This is a genomic window from Kitasatospora sp. NPDC036755 (genome assembly GCF_040636595.1).
In the GTDB taxonomy this organism is placed as follows: domain Bacteria; phylum Actinomycetota; class Actinomycetes; order Streptomycetales; family Streptomycetaceae; genus Kitasatospora.
In genome coordinates, this window is the sequence record NZ_JBEZUT010000013.1 from 38,866 (window position 1) to 51,866 (window position 13,001).

Consider the following 13,001-nt stretch of genomic DNA (forward strand, 5'->3'; position numbering starts at 1 on the left):
TTCCCGTACCTCCCGGTACTTCCCGGCACAGGAGTTGAACCATGGCACGCATCTTCTTCAACGGTCAGGCGATGGTCGGCGGCCCCTTCCACGCGAAGGTCTCGGACGCGTTGATCGGGCCGGCCCGGACGGCGTCCGGCTACCGCTTCTTCTCCATCGACGACGTGTGCCCGGGGCTCCTGCGCGATCCGGCCGTCGACACCGCGATCGAGGGCGAGCTGTACGACATCAGCCTGGAGCGCCTGCGGGACGTCATCCTCCCCGGCGAGCCGCGCGAACTGGAGCTGGGTGTGATCGAGTTGGAGGACGGGTCGGCCTGTCTGTCGATGCTGCTGGCCCGTGGCGAGGTCGAGCGCGGAGTGCACCGCGAGATCACCCACCACGGTGGCTGGCGCACCTACCTGGCCACGTTGGGACGGACGGCCTGACGGCCTGACGGCCTGACGGCCCGACGGCTGAGCGCTGACATCCGACGGATGACGGCGGACGGATGACAGCTGACGAAAGTTGTCATCTGTCATCCGTCCGCTGTTCCCCGCCCGCGCGCGGCCCTGGACATGCCGCGGCCCCGGACCCTCGCCGTGGGTCCGGGGCCGCGGTCCGCGTGCCGGGAGCGGCGAACAGATGTCGGACAACGGACAACGGACAACAGATGTCAGATGACAGATGATGAAAGTTGTCAGCTGTCACCTGTCCGCCGCCCCGCGCCGCGCGGAGCCCGGAGGCGCACCGTCCCTGGGCGCCCCGGGAGTACGGGGGTGAACCACGGCCCCGGCCCGGGTGCCGAACGGGACCCGACACCGGACCCGTCCCCGACACCGGACCCGCCCCCGGACCCGGACCCGGTCCGGGCGTCAGACCGGACGGGCCGCCAGCTCGCGCGCGGCGCGGGCGCAGTCGCGCGCGATCCGGTCCTCGTTGACGGTGGTCAGCTGCCCCTTCTCGACCACCGCGTTGCCGTTGACGAACAGCACCGACAGCGGCGGCAGCGCGCCGAAGGTGAGCGCGGCGACCGGGTCGGCGATGGACGAGTGCATGATCCCGTCGATCTTCCACAGCGCCAGGTCGGCGAGCTTGCCGGCCTCGATGGAGCCGATCTCGTCCTGCCGGCCGAGCACCCGGGCACCGCCCATCGTGCCCAGCCGCAGCGCCTGCCGTCCGGTCAGCGCGGCGGGGGAGCCGTGCAGCCGGTTGATCAGCAGCGCGTTGCGCAGCTCCGTCCCCAGCTCGCCGGACTCGTTGGAGGCGGTGCCGTCCACCCCGAGCCCGACCGGGACGCCGGCCCGGAGCATGTCGGGCACCCGGGCGATGCCGGCCGCCAGCCGGGCGTTGGAGGACGGGCAGTGGGCGACGCCGGTGCCGGTCTCGGCGAACTTGGCGATGTCGGAGTCGTTCATGTGCACGCAGTGCGCCATCCAGACGTCCTCGCCGAGCCAGCCGACCGACTCGAAGTAGTCGGTGGGCCCCATGCCGAACAGCTCCTTGCAGAACTCCTCCTCCTCGGCGGTCTCCGAGCCGTGGGTGTGCAGCCGGACGCCCTTGCGGCGGGCGAGTTCGGCGGTCCGGCGCAGCAGGTCGGTGGAGACGGAGAAGGGCGAGCAGGGTGCGAGGGCCACGTGCAGCATCGAGCCGTAGGAGGAGTCGTGGTAGCGGTCCACGGCGGCCTCGGAGGCGGCCAGGATGTCGTCGAGTTCCTCGACGGCGTGGTCCGGCGGCAGCCCGCCGTCCTTCCGGGAGCGGTCCATCGAGCCGCGCAGCGCGGTGAACCGCAGGCCGAGTTCCCGGACGGCCTCGACGGAGGCGCCGAGGACGTCGCCGCCGTCCTTCGGGAAGACGTAGTGATGGTCGGAGGCGGTGGTGCAGCCGGATTTGAGGAGTGCGGCGGCGGAGCCCTGGGTGGCGGCGTGCACGAGCTTCTCGTCGATCCGTGCCCAGGTCGGGTAGAGGGCGACCAGCCAGTCGAAGAGGATGTCGTCCTGGGCCAGCCCGCGGGTGATCCACTGGTAGAAGTGGTGGTGGGTGTTGACCAGGCCGGGGGTCACCAGGTGGCCCTCGCCGTTGATCCGGCGCACCACGTTGTCCAGCCACGCGGGGGCGGGGCCGTCGCCCACCGTCTCGACGGTGTTGCCGAGGACGACCACGTGGCCGCGGGCGTACTCGGTGTCGTGCGCGTCCACGGTGGCGATCGCGGCGTTCTCGATCACGATCCGCTGGTCGGCGGGAGGGGGCTGGACTGCCATGGTGTGACTCCTAGGGGAGGGCCGGGAGGGCGCGTACCGAATGGTGCGCGCCCCGCGGTAAGCCGGTCAGGACGGTGTCGCCTTCGGAACTGTCGGGCCCTTCGGAACGGTCGGACCCGTCGCGCCGCCGGCGGCCGGGCCGGACCCGGACCCGGATCCGGACCCGGATCCGGCCCGGCGGGCGGCCCCGACGTGGTGGAAGAGCAGGTTGAGCAGGACGGCCATCACGCAGCCGGCCGAGATCCCGGAGTGCAGCAGGGTCCGGGCGGCCTCCGGGAAGGAGTCGTAGAACGTCGGCACGGCGATCGGGACGATCCCGACACCGAGTGAGACCGACACCAGCACGGTGTTCGAGCCGGACTCCATGCCGGCCTCCGCGAGGGTGCGGATGCCGCTGGCCGCGACCGTGCCGAAGAGCACGATCCCGGCGCCGCCGAGGACGGGCTGCGGAACCAGGGAGACGAGCGAGCCCAGCACCGGGAACAGCCCCAGCAGGACGAGGATGCCGCCGCCGGCCGCGACCACGAAGCGGCTGCGGATCCTCGTCAGCGCCACCAGCCCGATGTTCTGGGCGAAGGCACTGGCGGCGAAGCCGTTGAAGACGGGGCTGAGCGCGGTGGCCAGACCGTCGGCCCGCAGGCCGGCGGCGAGGGTGGGTTCGTCCGCCTCGCGGTCGACGATCCGGCCGAGGGCGAGCATGTCGGCGGTGGACTCGGTCATCGAGACCACCATGACGATGCACATCGAGACGATCGCGGCGGCGTCGAACACGGGCGCGCCGAAGTGGAACGGAGAGGGGAGCGAGAAGACCTTCGCGTCCCCGACCGCGCCGAAGTCGGCCAGCCCCAGCGGGAAGGCGACCAGGGTGCCGAGCGCCAGCCCGATGAGCAGGGACAGCTGCTGCCAGAACCCGCGCAGCAGCCGGTTGCAGAGCACCACCGCGGTGAGGGTGACCGCGGCGAGGCCGACGGCCCGCATGGAGCCGTACCCGGGGGCGCCCGGCGAGCCGCCGCGCGCCCAGTTGACCGCCACCGGAAGCAGGGACACCCCGATGAGGGTGATCACGGTGCCCTGGACGACCGGGGGGAAGAACCGGATGAGCTTGCAGAAGTACGGCGCCGCGAGGAAGCACAGGAGCCCCGCGACGATCACCGCTCCGAAGATCACCGGTAGGGCGGTCTTCGGTCCGTGCTCCTTCGCGATGGCGATCATGGGTGCGACCCCCGCGAAGGAGACGCCGTTCACGAACGGCAGTCGCGCGCCGATCTTCCAGACGCCGAGCGTCTGGAGGAGGGTGGCCAGTCCGGCGGTGAACAGGCTGGCCGAGATGAGCAGGGCGAGTTCGGCGGGGGAGAGCCCGACGCCGGCGCCGACGATGAGCGGGGGAGCCACGACTCCCGCGTACATCGCGGTGACGTGCTGGAGCCCGGTGGAGAACAGCTTCACCGGGGGCAGCAACTCGTCCACGGGGTGGGTCCCGTGCCCGGGCGGCGCACCGGGGAGGTGTGCCGGCGTGCCGTCCGGGCCGTGAGGTCTTGCCGGGGTGGAACCGCCGTCTGTACTGGTGGTGTTGCTGGGTGCCATGTCGAGCCCCTCTTGTGCCCGTGGCTCCCGGCGCGCCCGTGGCGCCGGAGTGCGGCTGGTGCCGATGTGGCCGAGGGCGGGACGGCGGTGCAAGGGTCCCTCGGCCGGCCTCTCCGGTGCGCCCCGGGCCGGCCGCCGCGAGGCAGACACGAACTCCGGTGGGTGGGGGAGAAACTGCTGGTACGGGTGGTGCGGGGGTGGGGGCGGTGGAGCGGCCCCGCCCGGTGCGACCGGCCCGCGCGGGCCGGAAGGAGCGGCGATGCCGGGCGGCGTCCACCTGCTGGGGGGGCGTCAGGCGACCGGGATGACCGGGACGACGCCCTCGCGGTGCACGGTGCCCTCGATCAGGCCGTACATCCGGTCGGCGGCGAAGTAGACCTCGTTCTCGTTCTTGAGGCCGAACGGTTCCAGGTCGACCAGGAAGTGGTGCTTGTTGGGCAGTTCGAGGCGGACCTCGTCCACCTCGGCGCGGTTGTCGAGGACCCGGGTGCCCATCGCGTGCAGGGTCTGCTGCAGCGAGTAGGAGTAGGTCTCGGCGAAGGCCTCCAGCAGGTGCCGCTTCACCTGGGTGTAGGAGCGGTTCCAGTTGGGCTGGGCCTCGCCGGCCCCGCCGCCGTAGCCGAACTTCCAGCGGGCGGTGACCTGGGTGGCGAGGATCCGGTCGTACGCCTCCTGGAGGGTGGTGTAGTCGTCCTTGATGTAGCCCCAGAACTCCGAGTTGGTGGAGTTCATGACGACCAGGTCCTTCAGGCCGGAGACGACCTGGACGGACTGCCCGTCGTAGACGATCTCGCTGGTGCGGACCTCCCGGCCGCTGCGGACGAAGGAGTGGCCGACCTCCTCGGAGCCGATGAAGCGGGCCGAGCTGTCCGGGGTGCGGATCCGGTCCCAGGCGTACTCCTCGATCCGGATCCGGGCGCCGTGCACGACGCCGCGCTCGGTGTCGTCGACGAAGTGGCGTGCCAGGAGGATGCCGAACGCCTCGGCCGACTCGATGCCGTACTCCTTGGCGAAGGCGTACACGGTGTTCTTGGTGGTGTCGGTGGGGAGGCAGTTGGCGTTGGATCCGGTGAGGTGGACGTCCTCGAACTCACCGCGGAGCGAGACCGAGACGTTCAGGTCCTTGATCTCGTGCCGGGTGGAGTCGCGGTGGATCCGGACGATGCGGTTCTCCGCCTTGCCGTACTGGTTCTGACCGAGTACGTGGGCCATGACGTGGCTCCTGGGTTCTCGAGATCGGTCCACTAGCTTCCGCGGTAGACCGAGTAGCCGAACGGGGTGAGCAGCAGCGGCACGTGGTAGTGGTGCTGGTCGGGCGCGACCGTGAAGACGATCGAGACCTCGGGGAAGAACGGCGGCTCGGAGGACCCGGGCGCGAGGTACGCGCCGGTGTCGAAGAGCAGCCGGACGACCGAGCCCGCCTCCACGGCCGGCAGGTCCTTGACCCGGCCGTCGGAGTCCGTGGCGGAGGTGCCGAGCACCTGCCAGCCACCCTCGGTGTGCAGCGCGAGCTCGACCGGGACACCCTCGGCCGGGCGGCCGAGGCTGGTGTCGAGCACGTGGGTGGAGATGCCAGCCATGGGTGAAGTGACCTTACTGATGGCAGTGGTGATGATGTGTCAGATTCGCGGCGAGGTGCGCCTGGTGGAATCCTGCGCGACGTGCGGCAGGGTTGCGGCAGTCATTCCGACGATGCGTCAGTTCGTGTCGAGCAGGCGGTTGAGCCGGATGTCGTTGATCTTGCGCAGCTCTCCGCGGACGATCTCCGCCTCCGTGGCGGCGTCGTGGGGGTGGCGCTCGCGCAGGGCGGCGAGCATGCCGGCCGCGGTGCGGCCGGTCGCGCAGATCAGGAACACATGGCCGAACTTGGCCTCGTAGGCGGCGTTGGCCTCGCGCAGTTCGTCGAGGAGCGCCCGGTCCACGCCCTGGATTCCGGCCTGTTCGCGCTCGGAGACGGTGTCGCCCGCGGTGGGTTCGCCGATCCGGGCGTGGCCGGCCATCGCGTCGCGCAGGTCCTCGGCCGTCAGGGAGGCCGTGGCCGCCGCGTTGGCGGCGAGCAGGGCGTCACGGTCGGACCAGGGGCCGGTCGCCGCGACCGCGGCGGCCCAGCGGGGGCTGGAGCAGACCTCCAGCAGGACCTCTTCCAGTTCCGCGGCGCCGGCCGCGGTCAGGGCGTCGAGGGCGTGGGGGTGAGGGTGGGGGTGGTTGGTCACGAGTGGACCTCCTGAAGAGTGGTGCCACCCGGAAAAGCTAGATCGGCCCCACCCGGCCGTCAACACTTTGTTGAACGGTTGGTGGTTACGTTTTGAACCGGGCCACGAGACCGGGCCCTTTCGTGTGCGATTCGCCAAGTGTGCCCCGCCGCAGGCCGATCCAGTCCTGCCGTGCCGGCGGGGTCACCCGTTCGGAAGCCCCCGGAGCGGGGGCCGCGCGCGCCCCGGAGGGCGCCGAGCCGGGCGTCAGGACGACTTCGCGCCGTCCTGGCGGTTCAGGTAGTTGTACACGGTGAAGCGGCTGACGCCCAGGGCCGAGGCGACGGTCTCCACGCCGTGGCGGACGGTGAACGCCCCGCGCTCCTCCAGCAGGGCGACGACCCGCTGCTTCTCCAGGCGGTCGAGCTCGGCCAGCGGGCGGCCGTCGAACTGGCGGGTCATCTCGGCGAGCAGCCGGTCCAGCGCGCTGCTCAGGTGCGGCAGTCGCACGGCCAGGGCCGGCGAGCCCTCCCACTCCAGGACCACGTCGTCGGGCTTGGCCTCGTCCAGGGGGACGGGCGTCGCGCCGACCGCGGCCAGCAGCGGCTTCACCGCCGCGGCGAGCGGGTGTTCCACGTTCTCGGTCACGGCGTACCGTCCTCCTCGCCCAGCACGCTGACCTGGACGGAGATCCGGGTCGCCCCGGCGTCCAGGGTCTCCTTGAGCAGCTTGGTCACCGCGGCGAGCACCTGCTCGGCCCCGCCCTCGGCGCCGGTGCCGAAGGGGCCGACGGACACGGACAGGCCGGCCTCGTCGACGACCTTGCGGGCCGCCGAGGCGTGCTCCGGGAACGTGTCCAGTTCGAACGGTTCTGTCGTGAACTCCACCATCAATCGCACGGGGTCACTGTAGCGAGCGGGGGTTGCGGGCGGGTGGGGGCCGGGTGATCGAACGCTCCGACCCCGTGGGTGGCGAACCCTCGGGGCTTCTTCAACAAAATGTTGCGACTCCCTTGACACCCGCCCGGCGGGCGGAGATGCTTCCACCACACAGAATCTCCCTTCCGCATTGTGGAATTCACGGTGGCGGGGAAGGTCGGGGGAAGAGAGATGAGAGGTGAGCGACGTGACGGCGGCCGCCAAGCACGGCTTCACGGTCAACCTGTCGATCCTGTTCGGTGAACTGCCGCTCCTGGAGCGCCCCGCCGCGGCCGCCGCGGCCGGCTTCACCGCGGCCGAACTCTGGTGGCCCTTCGGTGCGGAACACGACCCCGCGCAGGCCGAACTGGACGCGCTGCGCAAGGCGTTCACCGACGCAGGCGTGCGGCTCACCGGACTCAACCTCCTCGACGACCTGAGCAAGGGGGCCCGCGGAACCGTCTCGGTGCCGTCCGAGCGGGACCGCTTCCGCGCCAACCTCCCGGTCGCCACGGAACTCGCCGCCTCGCTCGGCGCCACCGCGCTCAACGCGCTGTACGGCAACCGGGTCGAGGGCGTCGACCCGGCCGAACAGGACGCCCTCGCGCTGGAGCACCTGGCGCTCGCCGCGCGGGCCGCGCACGGGATCGGCGCCGTCCTGCTGATCGAAGCCCTGAACCGGGCCGAGTCCCCGGACTACCCGCTGGTCTCGGCCGCCGCCGCGGTCGAGGTGGTCGACCGGGTCAACGCCGCCACCGGCCTGGGAAACGCCAGGTTCCTCTGCGACCTCTACCACCTGGCCAGGAACGGCGAGGACCTGGCGGCGGTCATCGACACCCACGCCGACCGCATCGGCCACGTGCAGATCGCCGACACCCCGGGCCGCAACGAGCCCGGCACCGGCGAGCTGGACTTCGAGGACCTGTTCGCCCGGCTCTCGGCGGTGGGCTACACCGGCTCGATCGGCCTCGAGTACCGCCCCTCCGGCGGGGTCAGCACCGACAGCTTCGGGTGGTTGCCGCGCGAGCTGCGCGCCGCCAAGTAGCGCCGCCGACGACCGCTGCCGAGTAGCGCCGCCGACGACCGCCGCCGAGCGGCGCCGTCAGGCACCGCCGCCGGCCCGCCCCGACCACCCACCCGCGCACACGTAAGGAACCTCGACGCGATGAGCCGCAAGATCGCCTTCATCGGCCTCGGCATCATGGGCAGCCCGATGGCCGCCAACCTGGTCAAGGCCGGCCACCACGTCACCGGCTTCAACCTCACCCGGCCGCCGATCGACGCCCTGGTGGCGGCCGGCGGCCACGGCGCCGGCAGCATCGCGGAGGCGGTGCGGGACGCCGAGGTGGTCATCACGATGGTCCCGGCCGACCCGCAGGTCGAGCAGGTGGTCCTGGGGGAGGGCGGCGTGCTGGAGAACGCCCGGCCCGGCACCCTGCTGATCGACATGTCCTCGATCACCCCGCAGACCTCGATCAGGGTCGAGGCCGCCGCCGGGGAGAAGGGCGTCCGCACCCTGGACGCCCCGGTCTCCGGAGGTGAGGCCGGTGCCGTCGAGGCCGTCCTGTCGATCATGGTCGGCGGCGCCGCCGAGGACTTCGCCGAGGCCGAGCCGCTGTTCGACGCACTGGGCACCACGGTCGTCCACGTCGGCCCGTCCGGTGCGGGCCAGACCGTCAAGGCCGCCAACCAGCTGATCGTCGCGGCCAACATCCAGGTGCTCGCCGAGGCCGTGGTGTTCCTGGAGAACGCCGGCGTCGACCTCGCGGCCGCGCTGGACGTGCTCGGCGGCGGTCTGGCCGGCTCCACCGTGCTCAACCGCAAGCGGGCGAACATGCTGAACCGGGAGTTCGCCCCCGGCTTCCGGATCGACCTGCACCACAAGGACATGGGCATCGTCACCGACGCGGCCCGTGCCGTGGGCGCCGCTCTGCCGGTCGGTGCCGTGGTGGCCCAGCTGGTCGCCTCCGCCCGGGCCAACGGCGACGGTTCGCTCGACCACTCGGCGCTCCTGCGCGGCGTCGAGCGGCTCTCCGGGCGCGAGGCCGCGTAACACCGCCCGGGGCTCCGCCTGCGGAGCCCCGGCCCGAACTCCTCCTGGCGGCGTGTACCCATTCCGGTCGTGCCCGCGCCGCCAGGAGGGCGGATCCGACCGGTGGGCTGGCCGGGGCTCATCCGCCCGCCCGCCGGTCGACCCGGGCCGGTGACGCGTACGTACCCCCTGGGGGCACTCCGGTCGTGCCCGGTGCGCGTCGCCCGGCCCCCTCCCCGCCGCGGGGAGCCCCTCGTGCGTCGGAAGCGGGACGAGGGGGACCGGCGGGGAGGGGGCGCACCCCTCCTGATGACCGGCGACGGACCCGGCCCGCAGCTGCCCCGGGCCACCGGCGACGGACCCGGCCCGCAGCTGCCCCGGCCCCGGCCCCTCCGGGCGAGGGGCTCGCACCCCCGGCCGCCCCGGGCCCATGCTGGACAGCACGCCGCGGAACCACCGCCAGACCCGTACGGAAGCGAGGAGCGCGCCATGCCCCCCACCCCCCACCAGGGCCATGTGGTCGTCGCCCCCGACAAGTTCAAGGGCAGTCTGGAGGGCGCCGAGGCGGCGGCCCGGATCGCCGCCGGCATCCGGCGCGCCGCGCCCGGCACCGAGGTGCGCGAACTGCCCGTCGCCGACGGCGGCGAGGGCACGCTGGCCGCCGCGCTCGCGGCCGGCTTCGGCAGGGTCCCGGCGAAGGTGGCCGGCCCGACCGGACTGCCGGTGGACGCCGCGCTGGCCGTCCGGGGCGACACCGCGGTGGTCGAGCTGGCACAGGCCTGCGGCCTCGCCCGGCTGCCCGGCGGTCGGACCGCGCCGCTCTCGGCCGGGTCCTACGGGGTGGGCCAGCTGATCGCCAGGGCGGTCTCGCTCGGCGTCGAGCGGATCGTCCTGGGCCTCGGCGGCAGTGCGAGCACGGACGGCGGCGCCGGCATGCTGCAGGCGCTCGGGGTGCGGCTGCTGGACGCCGACGGCGTCGAACTCCCGCCGGGCGGTGCCGCGTTGCGCCGGCTCGCGGAGATCGACCTCGGCCCGCTGGCCGGCGCCCTGGGCGGGGTCGAGGTCGTGGTGGCCTGCGACGTGGACAACCCGCTGCTCGGGCCGCGCGGCGCCGCGGCCGTCTACGGTCCGCAGAAGGGTGCCGGCGGCGCGGACCTGGCGGTCCTGGAGGCGGGGCTGACCCGGTTCGCCGACCTGGTCGCCGGGGCGACCGGCCGGGACGTCCGGGAGGCGCCCGGCGCGGGCGCCGCGGGCGGGGTGGGCTTCGCCGCCCTGGCCCTGCTCGGCGCCACCATGCGGCCCGGCATCGAGCTGCTGCTCGACCTGCTGGGCTTCGACGGGGCCGTGCGTGGGGCGCGTCTCGTCGTGACCGGCGAGGGCTGCCTGGACGCGCAGACGCTCCATGGCAAGGCCCCCGCCGGAGTCGCCGCGGCGGCGGCCCGGGCGGGGGTTCGGGTGGCCGCCGTGGCGGGCCGGCTGGAGCTCTCCGAGCCCGAGTGGCGGGCGGCCGGTTTCACCGCCGCGATCGCCCTGACCGACCTGGCCGAACGGCCAGGGGAGAGCATGACCAGGGCCGCCGAGCTCGCCGAACGCGCGGGGGAGCGGCTGGCCGGCCGGTTGCTGCCGGGCTGATTCCTCGCCCGTCCATCCATTGACGTTTTGTTGAAGGCGGGCCTAGGCTCCCGGCAATCCTTCGCCTCCACCCGTGTTCCCGCACTCCCGACTCCCAGGTTTCGGAGGTTCGCCATGCCTTTCGGCCAGCCCACGGTGATCCGCTCCCGGCGGGCGGTCCTGCCCGACGGCGAGCGCCCCGCGGACGTGCTGATCCAGGACGGCAGGATCACCCGGACGGCCCCGCACGGTTCGCTGGCGGCCCGCGAGGGCGAGCTCGTCGACCTCGGTGACACCGCCCTGCTGCCCGGCCTGGTCGACACCCACGTGCACGTCAACGAGCCCGGCCGCACCGAGTGGGAGGGCTTCGCCACCGCCACCCGGGCCGCCGCGGCCGGCGGTGTCACCACGGTCGTCGACATGCCGCTCAACTCCATCCCGCCCACCACCACGGTGGCCGGGCTGGCGGCCAAGCGGAAGGTCGCCGAGGGGCAGGCCTGGATCGACCTCGGCTTCTGGGGCGGGGCCGTCCCAGGCAATGTGGCCGAGCTCGAACTCCTGCACCGGGAGGGCGTGTTCGGCTTCAAGAGCTTCCTCGCTCCCTCCGGCGTGGACGAGTTCCCGCACGTCGAGGCCGTCGACCTGGAGGCGGCGCTGGCCGAGCAGGCCCGGATCGGGGCGCTGGCGATCATCCACGCCGAGGACCCGGCCGTGCTCGCCGCCGCCCCGCAGCAACCCGGCGTCCACTACCGGGACTTCCTGGCCTCCCGGCCCGCCGACGCGGAGACCGAGGCCGTCGCCCACCTGCTCGACGCGGCCCGGCGCACCGGGGCCCGGGTGCACGTCCTGCACGTCTCCTCGGCGGCCGTGCTGCCGTTGCTGCGGCAGGCGAGGGAGGACGGCGTGCGGGTGACCGCCGAGACCTGTCCGCACTACCTGACCCTCGCGGCCGAGCGGGTGCCGGACGGCGACACCGCCTTCAAGTGCTGCCCGCCGATCCGCGACGAGGCCAACCGGGACGCGCTCTGGGAGGCCCTGGCGAACGGCGAGTTCATCGCCGTCGTCTCCGACCACTCGCCGTCCACGCCCGACCTCAAGCTGCTGCCCGAGTACGGCGGCAGCGGCGACTTCGCGGCCGCCTGGGGCGGGATCGCCTCGCTCCAGCTGGGCCTGCCGGCCGTCTGGACCGAGGCCCGCCGGCGCGGCCACGGCCTGGCCGACGTGGTGCGCTGGATGTCCGCCGGCCCGGCCGAACTGGTCGGCCTGACCGGCACCAAGGGCGCCATCGCGGCCGGCCACGACGCGGACCTGGTCGCCTTCGACCCCGACGGCGGGTTCGCCGTCCGGGCGAGCGGGCTGCACCACCGCAACCCGGTGACGCCGTACGCGGGACGCACCCTCACCGGTGCGGTGCGCGCCACCTGGCTGCGCGGCCGCGAGGTGGACCCCGCGGCCCGCCCGTTCGGCCGGCAGCTCGTCCGGCCGCACGCCCGCCCCACCACCGTTCCGTCCGCACGCGCCCACATCCGCACGCGCCCAAAGGAGAGTCAGTGACCACTGTCGACACCCAGAGTGCTCCCTTCACCGAGCTGGTCAACCTGGCCTCACGGCTGCTCGGCGCGGGCGTCGTCGCCACCGACGAGGACACCTTCGCGGACGCCGAGAACCTGCTGGTCGCCGCGCCGGCCGAGTTCCGCCCGCACACCTTCGGCCACAAGGGCCAGATCATGGACGGCTGGGAGTCCAGGCGCCGCCGCGGGGTCTGCGCGGACCACCCGCACCCCACCGACGAGGACCACGACCGGACGATCGTCCGGCTCGGCGCCGCCGGGGTGGTCCGCGGCGTGATCGTGGACACCGCGCACTTCACCGGCAACTACCCGGAGTCCGCCTCCGTCGAGGCCGCCTCCGTCCCGGGCCACCCCTCGCCCGAGGAGCTCCAGGACGCCGAGTGGACCACGATCGTGCCGCGCACCGCGCTCAGGGGCGACACCGCCCACGAGTTCGCCGTCACCGACGGCACCCGGTACACCCACGTGCGGCTGAACATCTTCCCGGACGGCGGCGTCGCCCGGCTGCGGGTGCACGGCGAGGTGCTGCCCGACCCGCGCGAACTGGACGGCCTCACCTTCGACCTGGCCGCCCAGGAGTACGGCGGCGTGGCCGAGGCGGCGTCCGACCGCTACTTCTCCTCCCCGCACAACCTGAACGCTCCCGGCCGAGCCTCCGTCATGGGCGACGGCTGGGAGACCCGGCGTCGGCGCGACAAGGCCAACGACTGGGTGCAGATCGCCCTGGCCGGGGGCGGTGAGGTCCTGGCCGCCGAAGTGGACCGTGCCGTCGCCGCCGGCCTCAAGGTCGGTCTCGACACCACCGGCTACACGCTCACCGCCGGGAAGCTCGACCGGCTGCGGGGGCTGTCCTC

General features: G+C 73.3%; 13 protein-coding genes. 6 read left to right on the forward strand and 7 right to left on the reverse strand.

Annotation, left to right across the window (positions count from 1 at the left end; genetic code table 11):
* Nucleotides 1-41 precede the first annotated feature (41 nt).
* Nucleotides 42-428: a gamma-glutamylcyclotransferase gene (locus AB0E96_RS03615; protein ID WP_359817947.1), complete on the forward strand. Its 387-nt coding sequence runs from the start codon at nt 42-44 to the stop codon at nt 426-428.
* A gap of 426 nt (nt 429-854) precedes the next feature.
* Here the strand turns inward: AB0E96_RS03615 and AB0E96_RS03620 are convergent, their stop codons facing one another.
* The 7 genes from AB0E96_RS03620 to AB0E96_RS03650 form a co-directional block, all read right to left on the reverse strand.
* Nucleotides 855-2,240, reverse strand: coding sequence for an 8-oxoguanine deaminase (locus tag AB0E96_RS03620; RefSeq protein ID WP_359817949.1), 1,386 nt, complete (start codon nt 2,238-2,240; stop codon nt 855-857).
* 66 nt (nt 2,241-2,306) lie between these two features.
* Entirely contained in the window at nt 2,307-3,824 is a 1,518-nt protein-coding gene (locus AB0E96_RS03625) for a nucleobase:cation symporter-2 family protein (RefSeq protein ID WP_359817951.1), read from the reverse strand.
* Between the two features lie 291 nt (nt 3,825-4,115).
* Complete coding sequence (pucL, locus tag AB0E96_RS03630; RefSeq protein ID WP_359817953.1) at nt 4,116-5,036, reverse strand: factor-independent urate hydroxylase; 921 nt, start codon at nt 5,034-5,036, stop codon at nt 4,116-4,118.
* A gap of 32 nt (nt 5,037-5,068) precedes the next feature.
* Nucleotides 5,069-5,404 (reverse strand): hydroxyisourate hydrolase, encoded by a 336-nt coding sequence (gene uraH / locus AB0E96_RS03635; RefSeq protein WP_359817955.1) that lies wholly within the window; start codon nt 5,402-5,404, stop codon nt 5,069-5,071.
* Nucleotides 5,405-5,521: 117 nt separating this feature from the next.
* Nucleotides 5,522-6,037 (reverse strand): 2-oxo-4-hydroxy-4-carboxy-5-ureidoimidazoline decarboxylase, encoded by a 516-nt coding sequence (gene uraD / locus AB0E96_RS03640; RefSeq protein ID WP_359817957.1) that lies wholly within the window; start codon nt 6,035-6,037, stop codon nt 5,522-5,524.
* A gap of 246 nt (nt 6,038-6,283) precedes the next feature.
* Nucleotides 6,284-6,664, reverse strand: a complete 381-nt coding sequence (locus AB0E96_RS03645; protein ID WP_359817959.1) for a helix-turn-helix domain-containing protein — start codon at nt 6,662-6,664, stop codon at nt 6,284-6,286.
* Complete coding sequence (locus AB0E96_RS03650) at nt 6,661-6,915, reverse strand: thiamine-binding protein (protein ID WP_359817961.1); 255 nt, start codon at nt 6,913-6,915, stop codon at nt 6,661-6,663. The genes AB0E96_RS03645 and AB0E96_RS03650 overlap by 4 nt, the downstream gene beginning before the upstream one ends.
* A gap of 217 nt (nt 6,916-7,132) precedes the next feature.
* On the opposite strand from AB0E96_RS03650, the gene AB0E96_RS03655 reads away from it, so the two are divergent.
* From AB0E96_RS03655 to alc, 5 genes are all read left to right on the forward strand, one after another.
* Nucleotides 7,133-7,978 carry a TIM barrel protein gene (locus AB0E96_RS03655; protein ID WP_359817963.1) on the forward strand — a complete coding sequence of 282 codons (846 nt, stop codon included), beginning with the start codon at nt 7,133-7,135 and terminating at the stop codon, nt 7,976-7,978.
* Between the two features lie 120 nt (nt 7,979-8,098).
* Nucleotides 8,099-8,986: a 2-hydroxy-3-oxopropionate reductase gene (locus tag AB0E96_RS03660; RefSeq protein ID WP_359817965.1), complete on the forward strand. Its 888-nt coding sequence runs from the start codon at nt 8,099-8,101 to the stop codon at nt 8,984-8,986.
* A 468-nt stretch (nt 8,987-9,454) separates the two neighbouring features.
* The gene (locus tag AB0E96_RS03665) at nt 9,455-10,597 is read left to right on the forward strand and encodes a glycerate kinase (RefSeq protein ID WP_359817967.1); all 1,143 of its coding nucleotides are present in this window, start codon (nt 9,455-9,457) and stop codon (nt 10,595-10,597) included.
* A 114-nt stretch (nt 10,598-10,711) separates the two neighbouring features.
* Nucleotides 10,712-12,130, forward strand: a complete 1,419-nt coding sequence (allB, locus tag AB0E96_RS03670) for an allantoinase AllB (protein WP_359817969.1) — start codon at nt 10,712-10,714, stop codon at nt 12,128-12,130.
* On the forward strand, nt 12,127-13,001 hold an 875-nt coding region (gene alc, locus AB0E96_RS03675; RefSeq protein WP_359817971.1), incomplete at its 3' end, for an allantoicase. The genes allB and alc, both read left to right, overlap by 4 nt.